Genomic DNA, 13533 nt, shown 5'->3' on the forward strand with positions numbered 1-13533 from the left:
TTCATAGCTGCATTATCGGCAGCTCGGGCCAAGACCTGAGCATTGTCGGTGATCGAGCCCTCAGGTGGGTGGCAGCTGGTGGATGAAGGCGACGATCCGTTCACCCAGTTCACGCGCCAGGGGCAGTTCCGGGTTGAGGTAGCTGTCGCGTTGCTGGCGGATGTCCCGGGGGCTGATACGCAGCACATGGTTCATGCCGTCGATCAGCGCCAGCTCGGCGTCGGGCTTGGCGGCCTTGAGGCGTTCGGCGTCGGCCACCTCGACCTGCACGTCGTTGCGCCCCTGGACGATCAGCGCGGGCACCTTGAGGTGGGCGAAGGCTGCCGCCGGGTCCTGGCGCAGCAGCGAGATCAGGTACGGCTGCACGCTGGGGCGGAACACCTGGCGCAAGGGCGCCGGTACGTCCAGGCTGGTCTGCCCGGACTGCAACCTGTCGATCAGCGCCACGGCGGCGTTCAGTTGCGCAGGTGGCAGGCGTTGGGCCAACTGCTCGCGCAATACCTGTGCCACCGGGCGGCCGCTGCCGGCCAGGGTGATCACCGCGCTGGCGCCGGCCTGTTCGGCGGCCAGGCTGGCGATCAGCGCGCCTTCGCTATGGCCGACCAGGATCAGCGGGCCGAAGCGTGGGTCATGGCGCAATGCCTGGCCCCAGGCGATGACGTCAGCCACGTAGCGCTCCACGCTGAGGTCGCGTTCGTCGGGCGTGGCCGGTTGGCTGGCGGCCACGCCGCGCTTGTCGTAGCGCACGCTGGCGATGTGCTCGCCGGCCAGCAGCAGGGCCAGGCGCTTGAGGTTGTCGATGCGCCCGGAAGCCGGGTTGTTGCCATCGCGGTCAGTGGGGCCGGAACCGGCGATGATCAGCACCACCGGAGGCGGGGTGTCCTGCTGCGGTAGCAGCAGGCTGCCGTGCAGCACGCCCTGGCCGGTGTCCAGGTCGATGGGGCGTTGCAGCACGGTGGGGGCGGCTTGGGCGAAACCAGCGCAGAACAGCAGGAGGAGGGCGGCCAGGCGCGACGTCATCAAGGGGCACTACATGAAGAGGTGTGAGTATGACCTTCAGGTTGGCAGAAGGTTCGCGACGCTCAATATCAGCGCTGCGCCTGGGCTGCCGGTTTTGCCGGCGAATGGGCCCGCACGGGCCACCATTGTTTCGGTGTTTTCCGTATACTGGCCGCTTTCGTTCACTTCAGGCTGATCTCGCGGAGCGTCCATGTCCGGCAATACCTACGGCAAGCTGTTCACTGTCACCACCGCAGGCGAAAGCCATGGGCCGGCGTTGGTCGCCATTGTCGATGGGTGCCCACCGGGCCTCGAGATCTCGCTCGCCGACCTGCAGCACGACCTCGACCGGCGCAAGCCTGGTACCAGCCGGCATACGACTCAGCGCCAGGAACCGGACGAGGTGGAGATCCTCTCCGGGGTGTTCGAAGGCCGCACCACCGGCTGCTCGATCGGCCTGCTGATCCGCAACACCGACCAGAAATCCAAGGACTACTCGGCGATCAAGGACCTGTTCCGCCCGGCCCATGCCGACTACACCTACCACCACAAGTACGGCCTGCGCGACTACCGTGGCGGTGGCCGCAGCTCGGCGCGCGAGACCGCCATGCGCGTGGCGGCCGGCGCTATCGCCAAGAAGTTTCTCGCCACCCAGGGCATCCGTGTGCGCGGCTACATGAGCCAGCTTGGCCCCATCGAGATCCCGTTCAAGACCTGGGATTCGGTGGAGCAGAACGCCTTCTTCAGCCCGGACCCGGAGAAGGTGCCGGAGCTGGAGGCGTACATGGACCAACTGCGTCGTGACCAGGATTCGGTGGGCGCAAAGATCACCGTAGTCGCCGAAGGCGTGATGCCGGGCCTGGGCGAGCCGATTTTCGACCGCCTCGACGCCGAGCTTGCCCACGCGCTGATGAGCATCAACGCGGTCAAGGGCGTGGAGATCGGCGCCGGTTTCGCCAGTGTCGCCCAGCGTGGTACCGAGCACCGTGACGAGCTGACCCCCGAAGGCTTTCTCAGCAACAATGCCGGCGGCATTCTCGGCGGCATCTCCTCGGGCCAGCCGATCGTCGCCCACCTGGCGCTCAAGCCTACTTCGAGCATCACCACGCCGGGTCGTTCGATCGATGTCGATGGCAATCCGGTCGAGGTGATCACCAAGGGCCGTCACGACCCGTGCGTCGGCATCCGCGCCACGCCGATCGCCGAGGCGATGATGGCCATCGTGCTGATGGACCACCTGCTGCGTCATCGCGCGCAGAATGCCGAGGTGAAGGTGGATACCCCAGTTTTGGGGCAGCTCTGATATCAGGGTGAGCCCTTTCGCTGGCAAGCCGGCTCCTACAGGTACGACACAGCCTTTGTAGGAGCCGGCTTGCCGGCGAAGGGACCGCAAGGCCAAACCGAGTTATCGATCAAGCCCATGCCCCCCATCCCCTACTGGCGCCTGTCCAGCTTCTACCTCTTCTACTTCGCCCTGCTCGGTGCCACCGCGCCGTTCCTGGCCCTGTACTTCGATCACCTGGGCTTCTCCCCAGCACGCATCGGCGAGCTGGTGGCCATCCCCATGCTGATGCGCTGCCTGGCCCCCAACCTCTGGGGCTGGCTGGGTGACCGCACGGGCCAGCGTCTGCTGATCGTGCGCCTGGGCGCATTGGCGACACTGGCGACCTTCTCGCTGATCTTCTTCGCCAAGAGTTACGCCTGGCTGGCGCTGGTCATGGCGCTGCATGCGTTTTTCTGGCACGCCGTGTTGCCACAGTTCGAGGTCATCACCCTGGCCCACCTGCACGGCCAGACGTCACGCTACAGCCAGGTGCGGCTGTGGGGGTCGATCGGCTTCATCCTTACCGTGGTCGGGCTGGGTCGCGTGTTCGAATGGTTGAGCCTGGACATCTACCCGGTGGCGCTGGTGACCATCATGGCGGGCATCGTCGTCGCCAGCCTGTGGGTGCCCAATGCCCAGCCAGTGGAGCAGGCCGAGCGGCGTGGGGCGGTGGGCTTCATCAGGCAGCTGACTGTACCCGGCGTGGTGGCCTTCTATGTTTGCGTCGCGCTGATGCAGCTCAGCCATGGCCCTTACTACACCTTCCTCACCCTGCATCTGGAACACTTGGGCTACAGCCGTGGCGCCATCGGCCTGCTGTGGGCGCTGGGGGTGGTGGCCGAAGTGCTGGTGTTCATGGTGATGAGCCGGATCTTCGCGCGGTTCTCGGTGCGCCGGGTGTTGCTGGCGAGCTTTCTGCTGGCCGCCGTGCGCTGGCTGGTGCTGGGCAATCTGGCCGAGATCCCAGCGGTGCTGGTGTTCGCCCAACTCCTGCACGCCGCCACGTTCGGTTGTTTTCACGCCGCCAGCATTGCCTTCGTCCAGGCCAGTTTCGGTGCGCGTCAACAGGGCCAGGGGCAGGCGCTGTACGCGGCGCTGTCCGGCACCGGTGGTGCGTTGGGCGCCCTGTATTCAGGCTACAGCTGGAAACTGCTGGGCCCGCACTTCACCTTTGGTATGGCCAGCGTCGCGGCACTGGCCGCAGCCGTTATCATTGCCCTCCGTCTGAAAGAAAGCAGGAACGACCCCTGATGAGCATCCTCAGTGTTTTCGACCCGTCCAGCCCGGAACTGCCGAACAAGGTGCTGACCCACCACGACGATATCGTCGCGACCCTGGCTGAACAGGGCGTGCGCCTCGACCGCTGGCAATCGGGTGTGCGGCTTCGTCCCGGCTGCACCCAGGCCGAAGTGCTGGAGGCATGCCGCGAGCCCCTCGATCAATTGATGACGGCCCATGGCTGTGCCGCGTTCGCGGTGCTCAGCCGCGAGGGTGTCGATCCAGCCTTGGACGACCTGCGCGGTGAGCATGTGCATGACAGCGAGGAAGTGTTCGCGGTGATCAGTGGGCGTGCCCAGGTCACGTTGCGCTTGGGTGGCTTCGTCCATGCCGTGTTGTGCGAGAAGGATGATGTACTGGTCATCCCTGCTGCGGCGCGGCGCTGGCTGGACCTTGGGGATGCCCCGTTCTGCCTGGCTTTGCGGCTGTTCGGCAGCGCGCAGGGCATGCAGCCTCGTTTCACCGGCGATGCCAGTGCCCGGCAGTTTCCGGGGCTCGACGAGCTCTGAGCGATCAGCGATAGGTCGGCAGGGCGAAGCGCTGCTGACTCTGCAGCCGCGAGATCACCGGCAGGTCGCAGGCCTGCTCGGCCAGGTCGCGGCGGATGGCACTGATGGCCCAGGAGAGCTGTTCGGCGCTGTGCAGTTGCGCGTACGACAGCACGCGACGGGTTACCACGCCATCGGCGGCGCGCAGGGTCAGCAGGATACCGCCGTCCGGTCGTGACTGGGTGGCGACTTGGTAGGCAGAGAAGACCGACGCGAATTTTTCCTGAATGAGGTCCATGGCAACTCCTGACTGTTGTGCTGGCAGACGTGAGTGGAGTTTTGCAGTGAGCGTGCCAGCCTTCGATATCCAGTAAAACCTTTATAAATCAATTAGTTATATTTGTTCGTGATGCCGAGTTCGTTGCATTTTGCAATGTCGTGCATTTTGCACAGTGCAATTTGCACGGTAATAGGTTTGCTCTGTCTGCCCCATAGAATCTGACGCTTTGACCCCTGGAGGGTGCCTGGCCAACACTTGGCCCCACGAAATTGCCAGGAGGTTCCGATGTCCGATCTACAGCCCGCCACTGAAGCGACCGCCGCCTTCGCTGAAGAAGTCTTCGAGTGCGCCCGCCGCGGTGATGCGCCCATGCTTGAACGCCTGCTCACCCGTGGCCTTCCGGCCGACTTGCGCAATCACAAGGGAGATACCTTGCTGATGCTGGCCAGCTATCACGGTCATGAAGAGGCGGTTCGGCTGCTGCTGGCCCATGGTGCCGACCCGCTGATCGCCAATGACAACGGTCAGTTGCCCATTGCCGGTGCCGCGTTCAAGGGCGACATGGTGATGGTCCGCCTGCTGCTGGCGCAGGGCGTGCCGGTGGATGCCGCCGCCGCTGATGGCCGCACCGCGCTGATGCTGGCGGCCATGTTCAATCGCCTGGAGATCCTCGATCACCTGCTGGCTCATGGTGCCGATCCGGCGCACCGCGATGCCATGGGCACCACGGCGCTGATCGCGGCGCGGGCCATGGGCGCGAGGGATACCGCAGCGCGTCTCGAGGCGCTGCTCGGCTAACCCCCTGGGGGCATTTGCGGCTATCCTTGGCGCCTTTTATGCCAATCCGCAGGGCCCCCAATGAAAGACCAGTTGCTCGAATTCATCAGCCTCATCGGCGCAGGTTGCATGCCCGATGACGTCATCGAGCGCATCGCCGACGAGGCCGCCCAGGCCTACGCCGACCCCGCCGCCTTCCTCGCCGCCAACCCGGACATCAACTACGACGACACCTTCCCGATCCCGCTGGGTGAATGGGTGGTGCTCGGCAGCCTGCCCGACACCGTAGTGTTCCAGGCCGACACTTACCAGGACCTGTTCCAGCAGATCAGCGACTCGTTCGACAAGAGCGTGCCGTTCACCCTCAAGCCCAAGCAGTTGGCGCGCACCGAGCCGCTGACCGCGCTCAACCGCATTCAGGTGCAGATGGGCGCGCTGAACAAAGAGGCCGGTGGTTATGTGCTGCTGAACTTCAGCCAGTTGCTCGATGACGAGTTGCAGATGGTGATGGTGGGGCAGAACGACCTGGCACGGGTGCTGGAGCTGGGTGCGGCGGTGGGGATCAAGGTGGAGCCGGCGCTGGAGGCGTTGCGCGTGGCTGTGCACGTGTAGGAGCGGCTTCAGCCGCGATGCAGGCATCGCGGTGTCTGTGTCTGGCACCCGCTTCGCGGGTGATCGCGGCTGAAGCCGCTCCTACAGAGGTTGTGCCAGGGCCGCCTTACCCTAGCGCGGTATCAAGGAACATCATCACCGCGAACCCGCCCATCAAGCCCAGGGTCGCCGCCGTCTGGTGGCCGTTGCGGTGGGTTTCCGGGATCACCTCGTGGGACACCACGAAGATCATCGCGCCTGCGGCCAGCCCCATGCTGATCGGGTAGGCCAGGGCGAAGCCGGTGGAAATCCCCAGGCCGATGACCGCCCCAAGGGGTTCCATCAGCCCTGAGCCGATCGCCACCAGCGCCGCTTTGAAGTTCGACAGCCCCGTGGCGCGCAAGGCCAGGGCCACGGCCAGCCCTTCGGGGATGTCCTGGATGGCGATGGCGCTGGTCAACGGCAGGCCGATGTTCAGGTCGCCGTTGGCGAAACTCACACCAATGGCCATGCCTTCAGGCAGGTTGTGCAGCGTGATGGCCATCACGAACAGCCATACCCGGCTGATTCGCTCGGCTTCCGGCCCGCAGGGCCCGGTGCTTTCGTGCTCGTGCGGGGTGAAACGGTCGAGCCCGAGCATCAGCAGTACGCCCAGCCCCATCCCCAGCACCACGGTAAAGGCGGCGGCCGGGCCGTTTCCGGTGATTTCCCGGGCGGCTTCCAGGCCCGGCAGGATCAGCGAGAACGAGCTGGCCGCCAGCATCATCCCGGCGGCGAAACCCAGCATCACATCCTGGCTACGCGCGCTGACATCACGCAGTACCACCGCCAGCACCGCGCCGAGGGCCGTGGCGCCGAAGCCAGACAGGCCACCGAGCAACGCCAGGTGCAGGTTGTCGGCGTGATCGCCGTTGATGGCGTTCCAGACGCTTGCCATCAGCAAGGCGAGGATGGCGAGCAGGCTCAGCAGCAGGCCGGCGCTGAGCCAGGGGGTGTCGAGCGCCTGTTGCCGCCAGGCGCTGATCATCGAGACTTGGGTGTTGGCTGGGGGCATGCGGACCTCGGAACGGTGGATAACGGCAGTCTATCCAGTGACCGGCGTGGTCGGCCAAGGATTCCCTTCTATCGGCGTCATAGCCAGCTATGCTCTGCAACACTGTCAATGAGTGGGGGCGGCACAATGGGTTCGACCTTCAATGGCCTGGTTGGCCTGATCATCCTGGCCCTGGACATCTGGGCGATTCTCAATGTCATCAAGAGCAGCGCCGAGGTGGGGATCAAGGTGCTGTGGATCCTGTTGATCGTGCTGCTGCCAGTGGTGGGGCTGATCATCTGGGCGATCGCCGGGCCGCGGGGCAACATTCGGATATAGATGCGCTGGCGGCCATGGCCGGCGCTTCGACAAAATTTTCACACTCGATTTTTGAGAATTCGCGCCGCACAATGCGGCCTTGGTCCGTGGCCACGGTAATGGTCGGACCGTCTGGCTGTCGGCGATTGTCGCCTTCCCGCAAACCGCAATCCTAGGACCTCTCCATTCATGGCTAACACGGACGCCTTGAAGCAACAGGGCGTGCGAGGCTCGTTCTCGCCAACCCTGAAATCCCACCTGGCCTACACGCTGCTCAGCGGTCTGGTGATCATGCTGATGCTCAGCCTGGTGCGCCTGGCGTTGTTGGTCTACAACAGCGACATGATCGGCGACACCCCTTACTCGACCGTCGCCGAAGGCTTCTTCAACGGCCTGCGTTTCGACCTGCGGGTGGTGGTGTACATCAGCATCCCGCTGCTGCTGGCCTTGCTCAGCCCATGGCTGATGGCCCGGCGCGGGCTGTTCCGCTTCTGGCTGACCATCGCCTCGAGCGTGGTGATGTTCCTCGGCCTGATGGAGATGGACTTCTACCGCGAGTTCCACCAGCGTCTCAACGGCCTGGTGTTCCAGTACATTCAGGAAGACCCCAAGACCGTCCTGAGCATGCTTTGGTACGGCTTCCCGGTGGTTCGCTACCTGCTGGCCTGGCTGTTCGGCACTTGGCTGCTGAGCCTGCTGTTCAAGGGCATCGACCGCCTGACCCGTGGCGCTGGTGATTCCATCCAGGCCTCTGGCCGTCGTTCGGTCGCCCCTTGGTACGGCCGCCTGGCCGTGTTCATGGTGATCCTCCTGGTGGCCGTGATCGCCGCCCGCGGCACCCTGCGGCAGGGCCCACCGATGCGTTGGGGCGATGCCTTCACCACTGACTCGAACTTCGTCAACCAGTTGGGCCTGAACGGCACGTTGACGCTGATCGACGCCGCCAAGAGCCGCTATGGCGAAGACCGCTCCAATATCTGGAAACCGGTGCTCAAGCAGGATGAGGCCACCCAGAGTGTGCGCGAGCAGTTGCTGACTGCCCACGACACCCTGGTTGACGCGGACGAAGCCGCGATCCGCCGTGACTTCGTACCGCCGCAGGACCGCGCGCTACCGATCAAGAACGTCGTGGTGATCCTCATGGAGAGCTTCGCCGGCCACTCGGTGGGCGCCCTGGGCAGCCCGAACAACATCACCCCGTACTTCGATAAGCTGGCCAAAGAGGGTTTGCTGTTCGACCGTTTCTTCTCCAACGGCACCCACACGCACCAGGGTATGTTCGCCACCATGGCCTGCTTCCCCAACCTGCCGGGCTTCGAGTACCTGATGCAGACCCCGGAGGGTGGCCACAAGCTGTCCGGCCTGCCGGCCCTGCTCAGCGCCCGCGACTATGACGATGTCTACGTCTACAATGGCGACTTCGCCTGGGACAACCAGTCCGGGTTCTTCGGCAACCAGGGCATGACCACCTTCATTGGCCGCAATGATTTCGTCAACCCGGTATTCTCCGACCCGACCTGGGGCGTGTCCGACCAGGACATGTTCGACCGCGGCAACGAAGAGCTGGCCAAGCACGATGGCAAGAAGCCGATCTACGCCCTGCTGCAGACGCTGTCCAACCACACGCCGTACGCGCTGCCGAGCAACTTGCCGGTCGAGAAGGTCACCGGCCAGGGGCGCCTGGACGAGCACCTGACCGCCATGCGCTACTCCGACTGGGCCTTGGGCCAGTTCTTCGAGAAGGCGCGCAAGGAGCCTTACTTCAAGGAGACCCTGTTCGTCATCGTCGGCGACCATGGCTTTGGCAACCACCAGCAGGTCACCGAGCTGGACCTGGGCCGCTTCAACGTGCCGCTGCTGCTGATCGCTCCCGGCATCCAGGAGAAGTTCGGCGCGGTGAACCACACCGTGGGCACTCAGGTCGACATCGTGCCGACCATCATGGGCCGCCTGGGTGGCCAGGCCCGTCACCAGTGCTGGGGCCGCGACCTGCTCAACTTGCCTGAGGGCGACGAGGGCGTGGGCATGATCAAACCGTCGGGCAGCGAGCAGATCGTCGGCCTGGTGCAGGGTGACCGCATCCTGATCGAGTCCAAGGACATGTCCCCGCGCATGTACCGTTACCAGTTGGGCCGCGAGTTCAAGGCCGAGCTGATCGAAAGCCCAGACCAGCCGCAGATGCTCAAGCGTCTCGAGGCGTACATCCAGACGGCGACCAAGAGCCTGCTGGACAACACCGCCGGTGTGGTGCACGGCACACCGAAGTAAGTGATGCGCTCCAGGGAAGCCCGCCGTCATCGGCGGGCTTTTTTTTGCGTTGCCGGTCTGCCCCCCTGAACGACGAGCGTGTATGGCGGTCAGCTACTACGGGTATCACTCAACGTTGCGCGTTTAGCGAGGGTTTATCGATGAAAGAGTGGGAAGTCATCTTTGCCGACCAGAAAGGCGAGCCGACGTCGCTGCTTCTCAATGCCGAGCAGTGCCCCAGCGAGGAAGACGCCGCGCGCGCGATACGTTCGCATCTGTTTCCGGTCATGGACGAGCTGGACCTCAACGACTTCCAGGACCGTACCCCTTCACCCACGGCGCGTTGGCTTAAGGAGCAGAACGGCGTCGTCATCACCGATATCCGCGAAGTCCCCTGAAAGCAGGCTTCTGGCGTGGTGCCTGTGCAGGCACTACGCTGGAGTGAGGCACCGGCCTAATCTGCGGGCTTGTGTCGATTCGATTCGCGTCTTGCATCAGCTCTAATTGCCAGGCATGGCACCGTTGCCAGGCAGGTGCGTCGTGCACTGAAAGTCTATCCATTGCTTTGCAGGAGGACGTTTCATGAGCAGCCAGAACGAAGACATCAGCAGCAGTGTCCTGCGCCAGATGAAAGCTGGCGGTTTCGATTTCACCCGCATCCACCCCATCGAGTTCTATGCCGTCTTCCCTGATGAAGCGGGTGCCCGGCGCGCGGCCGGGGCGTTTCGCGGCGAGTCCATCAATGCGCAGGTTCGCGAGCGTGACGATGGCGCCTGGCATCTGGAACTGAGCAAGGTCATGTACGCCACCCATGGCGGTATCGGCGCCTTCGAACAATCCTTCGAGCGTGCCATCTCGCCGTTCGGCGGCGAAGTCGAAGGCTGGGGCGTCAAGCAGGAGCGGCCAATCGCCTAGCGCGAGTACACATCTACCTGTAGGGGCCGGCTTTGCCGGCGAACAGGGCCACTAGTCGGCGGTCTTGCGCCCAGCCATATGCTTTAGATAAGCCAGTACCGCATCGAGCTCCCGCTCGCTGAGCACCTGGGTCGAGAAGCCCGGCATCTTCGCCTGTGGCCAGCGCCGAAGGCTCTGGGGGTCACGAATGTACTGGCGCAGGAACGCCGACTGGAAATACTCAGTGGGATTGTGCGGCAGGTTCAGGTCGGGGCCCAGTTGCGCGTCGCCAGCGCCATTGAAGCGATGGCAGGCGAGGCAGTTTTGCTGGAACAGGGCAAAGCCCTGGCGCACGGGGTCATCCAGGGGCAGGGCCGGATCGGGAAGCAAGGCGGGAAATCGTGCCTCGACCGCTGCCAGGCGGCGAATCGTAGTGATCTGGAACGGCCACTGCTCCGGGCGTATACCACTGGCCTGAGGTTGGGTCCAGACCAGGTAGAAAGGCCCTGCGCTCGGTTTTCCAGCGCCGATCGAAGGCCAGGGGTGAGCCGGATCCTCGATGGCCAGCCAGGCCTGCGCCGGGCCTGGCTGCAGCAACGTGGCGGCCGGCATCTCGGCGGCGAAACCGTCCAGCGCGACGGCCTGCAGGTGATCGCCCGGTTCTACCCCCTCAAGCAGCGCGGCCAGCGGTATGGCGCGGTAATGCAGGGTGCGCTTGTAGGTGACGTCCTGCTCGATGGTGATATCCCGGGCCTGGGGGTGGCCGAGCAATTGTTCGCTTTGCCAGTGGCGGCTGGTGGCCCCCAGTTCCAGGGTCAGCTGCGCGGCCCACGAAGGCAGGGCAAGCAACAGGCAGATCAGGGTGAGGCACGCGCGCATGGGCAATCTCCAACCATCAAGGTCGGCAGGTTACCTGTGCATTGCCATTAATGGCCACAGCGCTGTTCAACCGAACAGCCGGGTGAGGTTCGGCAAAATCAGCAGCAGCGTGGTGGCGAAGAGAATGAGCCCTGCTTGGCGTACTTTCGATTGTCTGAACATGGCGGACCGCCTTCTTGTTGTTATTCCTGAATAACCCTTGGCTTCCCTGTCGCGCGTCGGGTCGATCGCAGTGGCGCGATGAAGCGCCGTGCCTGCTTGCCTCTTGTGTCTGGGTATACAACCAACAGTAGGGCCCGCGTCATCCCTATTTCAGAACGCTTTGTTCTAACTGGACTTTCGATAATTTCAACGGGTTTTAAGGCCACTGGCCACACCGCTGCCACGCTGGGGCTAGACGAGTGCGCGGGCAGGGTTACCAAGGGTTACAGGGTCTACCGTTCGTCCGGATATCCTACTTGCTTGTAAGAGCCTTTCGCGTCAGTCTTTACAGCATTTCCCACACACATGTCGTTCAGGACTATCCCTATGTCGTTACGCATCTGCATCCTTGAAACCGATGTCCTGCGACCTGAGCTGGTTGCGCAGTACCAGGGCTACGGAAGGATGTTCGAGCAGCTGTTCTCGCGTCAGCCGGTCGCCGCCGAGTTCGACGTGTACAACGTGATGAACGGCGACTACCCCGAGGACGGCAAAGCTTTCGACGCCTACCTGGTGACCGGCAGCAAGGCCGATTCGTTCGGCAGTGACCCCTGGATCCAGACGCTGAAAGCCTACCTGCTCAAGCTGTATGAGCGTGGCGAGAAACTGTTGGGCGTGTGTTTTGGTCACCAACTGCTGGCGCTGACCCTCGGTGGCAAGGCCGAGCGTGCCGACAAGGGCTGGGGAGTGGGAATCCACCGCTACAGCCTGGCGGCCCATGCGCCGTGGATGGACCCGGAAGTGACCGAGCTGACGCTGTTGATCAGCCACCAGGACCAGGTTACCGAAGTGCCTGAGGGCGCCACGGTAATCGCCTCCAGCGACTTCTGCCCGAACGCCGCCTATCACATCCGTGACCAGGTGCTGTGTTTCCAGGGGCATCCGGAGTTTGTCCACGACTATTCGCGCGCGTTGCTCGATGCGCGTCAGGACTTCCTGGGCGAGGAGGTTTACCAGAAAGCCGTGGCCAGCCTGGCGAGCGAGCACCAGGGTGATCTCGTGGGTGAATGGATGTTGCGCTTCATTCAGCAGCCGGCCAAGGCGGGCGATAGCGCGGTGTGATCGTCGGGCCAGCGGTGTGTTTTGGCCTGGCCATGCTGAGCATCGCGAGCAAGGCTGGCGCCTACGGGTTGCCCAAGATCGGCGCGATACCTGTAGGAGCCAGCTTTGCTGGCGAATGGGCTAGAGCCAACCAGATCGCTTGAAGCTGTAGTACAACCCCGAACACCCCAACCCGATCACCCCAAGCACGGCGAAGTAGCCGTAATGCCAGCCCAGCTCTGGCATGTTCTGGAAGTTCATCCCGTAGATCCCGGCAATCGCCGTGGGGAACGCCAGGATCGCCGCCCAGGCGGCGAACTTGCGTTGAGTGATGCTCTGGCGTGACGACTCCAGCAGCATGCCGATCTCGATGGTCTGGCTGGCGATATCGCGGATGCCGGCCAGGTCTTCCATCTGTCGCGTGACGTGGATCTGCACGTCGCGAAAATACGGGCGCATGTTCTTGTCGATGAACGGGAAGCTCAGGCGCTGCAGCTCCTCGCTGACCTCCACCATCGGCGCCACGTAGCGGCGCAGGCGCAGGATATCCCGGCGCAGGCTGTGCAAGCGCTGGACGTCCTCTTCCTTCAACGAGTTGCTGAGCACGCTCTGCTCCAACTCCTCGATCTCGCCATGGATCGCCTCGCTGACCGGTTGGTAGTTTTCGGTGACAAAGTCGAGCAGGGCGTAGAGCACGAAGTCTTCGCCGTGTTCCAGCAGCAGCGGGCGCGCCTCGCAACGCTGGCGCACCAGGGCGTAGGACTTCGAGTGGCCGTTGCGGCAGGTGATGATGTAACCGTTGCCGGCGAAGATATGGGTTTCGATGAACTCGAGCTTTCCTTCATGGCGCACCGGCGAGTAGGTGACGATGAACAGCGCGTCACCGAAGGTCTCGAGCTTGGGCCGGCTGTGTTTTTCCAGGGCATCCTCGATGGCCAGTTCGTGCAGGCCGAACTGGCGTTGCAGGTTGGCCAGCTCCTCGGCGTTGGGCGCTTCCAGGCCGATCCAGACGAAGTGCCCGGGCTTGCGGGCCCACTCGGCGCCTTCGTCGAGGCTGATGTTGGTGACCTTCCTGCCGGCGCTGTACACCGCCGACGCGACGACTCGACCCATGGTTGTCCGCTTATTCGATTGAACACCGTGACAGCTTGGGCTGTAAGGCGGCCCGGGGCAACCTGTGGGG

The 13533-nt window shown here is 63.7% G+C and carries 15 protein-coding genes; 10 read left to right on the forward strand and 5 right to left on the reverse strand.

Going from position 1 to position 13533, the window contains the following annotated elements; translation table 11 throughout:
• Positions 1-60 precede the first annotated feature (60 nt).
• Entirely contained in the window at positions 61-1020 is a 960-nt protein-coding gene (locus IM733_RS01115; RefSeq protein WP_248919181.1) for an alpha/beta hydrolase, read from the reverse strand.
• A 190-nt stretch (positions 1021-1210) separates the two neighbouring features.
• On the opposite strand from IM733_RS01115, the gene aroC reads away from it, so the two are divergent.
• From aroC to IM733_RS01130, 3 genes are all read left to right on the forward strand, one after another.
• On the forward strand, positions 1211-2302 hold the full coding sequence (gene aroC, locus IM733_RS01120; protein ID WP_248919182.1) for a chorismate synthase: 1092 nt from the start codon (positions 1211-1213) through the stop codon (positions 2300-2302).
• Positions 2303-2419: 117 nt separating this feature from the next.
• Positions 2420-3574 (forward strand): MFS transporter, encoded by a 1155-nt coding sequence (locus tag IM733_RS01125; RefSeq protein WP_248919183.1) that lies wholly within the window; start codon positions 2420-2422, stop codon positions 3572-3574.
• On the forward strand, positions 3574-4110 hold the full coding sequence (locus tag IM733_RS01130) for an oxidase (RefSeq protein ID WP_248919184.1): 537 nt from the start codon (positions 3574-3576) through the stop codon (positions 4108-4110). The genes IM733_RS01125 and IM733_RS01130 overlap by 1 nt, the downstream gene beginning before the upstream one ends.
• Positions 4111-4114: 4 nt before the next feature.
• Here IM733_RS01130 and IM733_RS01135 read toward each other — a convergent pair whose 3' ends face one another.
• Positions 4115-4387 (reverse strand): DUF3509 domain-containing protein, encoded by a 273-nt coding sequence (locus tag IM733_RS01135; RefSeq protein ID WP_248919185.1) that lies wholly within the window; start codon positions 4385-4387, stop codon positions 4115-4117.
• 267 nt (positions 4388-4654) lie between these two features.
• Between IM733_RS01135 and IM733_RS01140 the strand changes: the two genes are divergently transcribed.
• Both IM733_RS01140 and IM733_RS01145 read left to right on the forward strand, forming a co-directional pair.
• The gene (locus IM733_RS01140; protein WP_248919186.1) at positions 4655-5167 is read left to right on the forward strand and encodes an ankyrin repeat domain-containing protein; all 513 of its coding nucleotides are present in this window, start codon (positions 4655-4657) and stop codon (positions 5165-5167) included.
• Between the two features lie 60 nt (positions 5168-5227).
• Complete coding sequence (locus IM733_RS01145; RefSeq protein WP_213660095.1) at positions 5228-5758, forward strand: hypothetical protein; 531 nt, start codon at positions 5228-5230, stop codon at positions 5756-5758.
• 106 nt (positions 5759-5864) lie between these two features.
• Here the strand turns inward: IM733_RS01145 and IM733_RS01150 are convergent, their stop codons facing one another.
• Positions 5865-6791: a ZIP family metal transporter gene (locus IM733_RS01150; RefSeq protein WP_248919187.1), complete on the reverse strand. Its 927-nt coding sequence runs from the start codon at positions 6789-6791 to the stop codon at positions 5865-5867.
• A 126-nt stretch (positions 6792-6917) separates the two neighbouring features.
• On the opposite strand from IM733_RS01150, the gene IM733_RS01155 reads away from it, so the two are divergent.
• From IM733_RS01155 to IM733_RS01170, 4 genes are all read left to right on the forward strand, one after another.
• Positions 6918-7109 (forward strand): PLDc N-terminal domain-containing protein, encoded by a 192-nt coding sequence (locus tag IM733_RS01155; RefSeq protein WP_011532816.1) that lies wholly within the window; start codon positions 6918-6920, stop codon positions 7107-7109.
• A 168-nt stretch (positions 7110-7277) separates the two neighbouring features.
• The gene (locus tag IM733_RS01160; RefSeq protein ID WP_248919188.1) at positions 7278-9356 is read left to right on the forward strand and encodes an LTA synthase family protein; all 2079 of its coding nucleotides are present in this window, start codon (positions 7278-7280) and stop codon (positions 9354-9356) included.
• A 140-nt stretch (positions 9357-9496) separates the two neighbouring features.
• Entirely contained in the window at positions 9497-9733 is a 237-nt protein-coding gene (locus tag IM733_RS01165; RefSeq protein ID WP_248919189.1) for a hypothetical protein, read from the forward strand.
• A 184-nt stretch (positions 9734-9917) separates the two neighbouring features.
• Positions 9918-10250: a ribonuclease E inhibitor RraB gene (locus IM733_RS01170; RefSeq protein WP_213660099.1), complete on the forward strand. Its 333-nt coding sequence runs from the start codon at positions 9918-9920 to the stop codon at positions 10248-10250.
• 51 nt (positions 10251-10301) lie between these two features.
• Here the strand turns inward: IM733_RS01170 and IM733_RS01175 are convergent, their stop codons facing one another.
• Positions 10302-11108, reverse strand: a complete 807-nt coding sequence (locus tag IM733_RS01175; protein WP_248919190.1) for a c-type cytochrome — start codon at positions 11106-11108, stop codon at positions 10302-10304.
• 528 nt (positions 11109-11636) lie between these two features.
• Between IM733_RS01175 and IM733_RS01180 the strand changes: the two genes are divergently transcribed.
• On the forward strand, positions 11637-12371 hold the full coding sequence (locus tag IM733_RS01180) for an amidotransferase (RefSeq protein WP_248919191.1): 735 nt from the start codon (positions 11637-11639) through the stop codon (positions 12369-12371).
• A 120-nt stretch (positions 12372-12491) separates the two neighbouring features.
• Here IM733_RS01180 and IM733_RS01185 read toward each other — a convergent pair whose 3' ends face one another.
• On the reverse strand, positions 12492-13463 hold the full coding sequence (locus IM733_RS01185; protein ID WP_248919192.1) for a magnesium and cobalt transport protein CorA: 972 nt from the start codon (positions 13461-13463) through the stop codon (positions 12492-12494).
• Positions 13464-13533 lie beyond the last annotated feature (70 nt).

This window comes from Pseudomonas entomophila (assembly GCF_023277925.1).
In the GTDB taxonomy this organism is placed as follows: Bacteria; Pseudomonadota; Gammaproteobacteria; order Pseudomonadales; family Pseudomonadaceae; genus Aquipseudomonas; species Aquipseudomonas entomophila_D.

What these genes read in the sequence shown, in the direction of transcription:
- IM733_RS01115 (WP_248919181.1), bottom strand. Translation starts at nt 1,020, where the DNA reads ATGACGTCGCGCCTGGCCGCCCTCCTCCTGCTGTTCTGCGCTGGTTTC.
- IM733_RS01165 (WP_248919189.1), top strand. Translation starts at nt 9,497, where the DNA reads ATGAAAGAGTGGGAAGTCATCTTTGCCGACCAGAAAGGCGAGCCGACG.
- IM733_RS01180 (WP_248919191.1), top strand. Translation starts at nt 11,637, where the DNA reads ATGTCGTTACGCATCTGCATCCTTGAAACCGATGTCCTGCGACCTGAG.
- aroC (WP_248919182.1), top strand. Translation starts at nt 1,211, where the DNA reads ATGTCCGGCAATACCTACGGCAAGCTGTTCACTGTCACCACCGCAGGC.
- IM733_RS01155 (WP_011532816.1), top strand. Translation starts at nt 6,918, where the DNA reads ATGGGTTCGACCTTCAATGGCCTGGTTGGCCTGATCATCCTGGCCCTG.
- IM733_RS01175 (WP_248919190.1), bottom strand. Translation starts at nt 11,108, where the DNA reads ATGCGCGCGTGCCTCACCCTGATCTGCCTGTTGCTTGCCCTGCCTTCG.
- IM733_RS01140 (WP_248919186.1), top strand. Translation starts at nt 4,655, where the DNA reads ATGTCCGATCTACAGCCCGCCACTGAAGCGACCGCCGCCTTCGCTGAA.
- IM733_RS01145 (WP_213660095.1), top strand. Translation starts at nt 5,228, where the DNA reads ATGAAAGACCAGTTGCTCGAATTCATCAGCCTCATCGGCGCAGGTTGC.
- IM733_RS01160 (WP_248919188.1), top strand. Translation starts at nt 7,278, where the DNA reads ATGGCTAACACGGACGCCTTGAAGCAACAGGGCGTGCGAGGCTCGTTC.
- IM733_RS01125 (WP_248919183.1), top strand. Translation starts at nt 2,420, where the DNA reads ATGCCCCCCATCCCCTACTGGCGCCTGTCCAGCTTCTACCTCTTCTAC.
- IM733_RS01130 (WP_248919184.1), top strand. Translation starts at nt 3,574, where the DNA reads ATGAGCATCCTCAGTGTTTTCGACCCGTCCAGCCCGGAACTGCCGAAC.
- IM733_RS01185 (WP_248919192.1), bottom strand. Translation starts at nt 13,463, where the DNA reads ATGGGTCGAGTCGTCGCGTCGGCGGTGTACAGCGCCGGCAGGAAGGTC.
- IM733_RS01135 (WP_248919185.1), bottom strand. Translation starts at nt 4,387, where the DNA reads ATGGACCTCATTCAGGAAAAATTCGCGTCGGTCTTCTCTGCCTACCAA.
- IM733_RS01150 (WP_248919187.1), bottom strand. Translation starts at nt 6,791, where the DNA reads ATGCCCCCAGCCAACACCCAAGTCTCGATGATCAGCGCCTGGCGGCAA.
- IM733_RS01170 (WP_213660099.1), top strand. Translation starts at nt 9,918, where the DNA reads ATGAGCAGCCAGAACGAAGACATCAGCAGCAGTGTCCTGCGCCAGATG.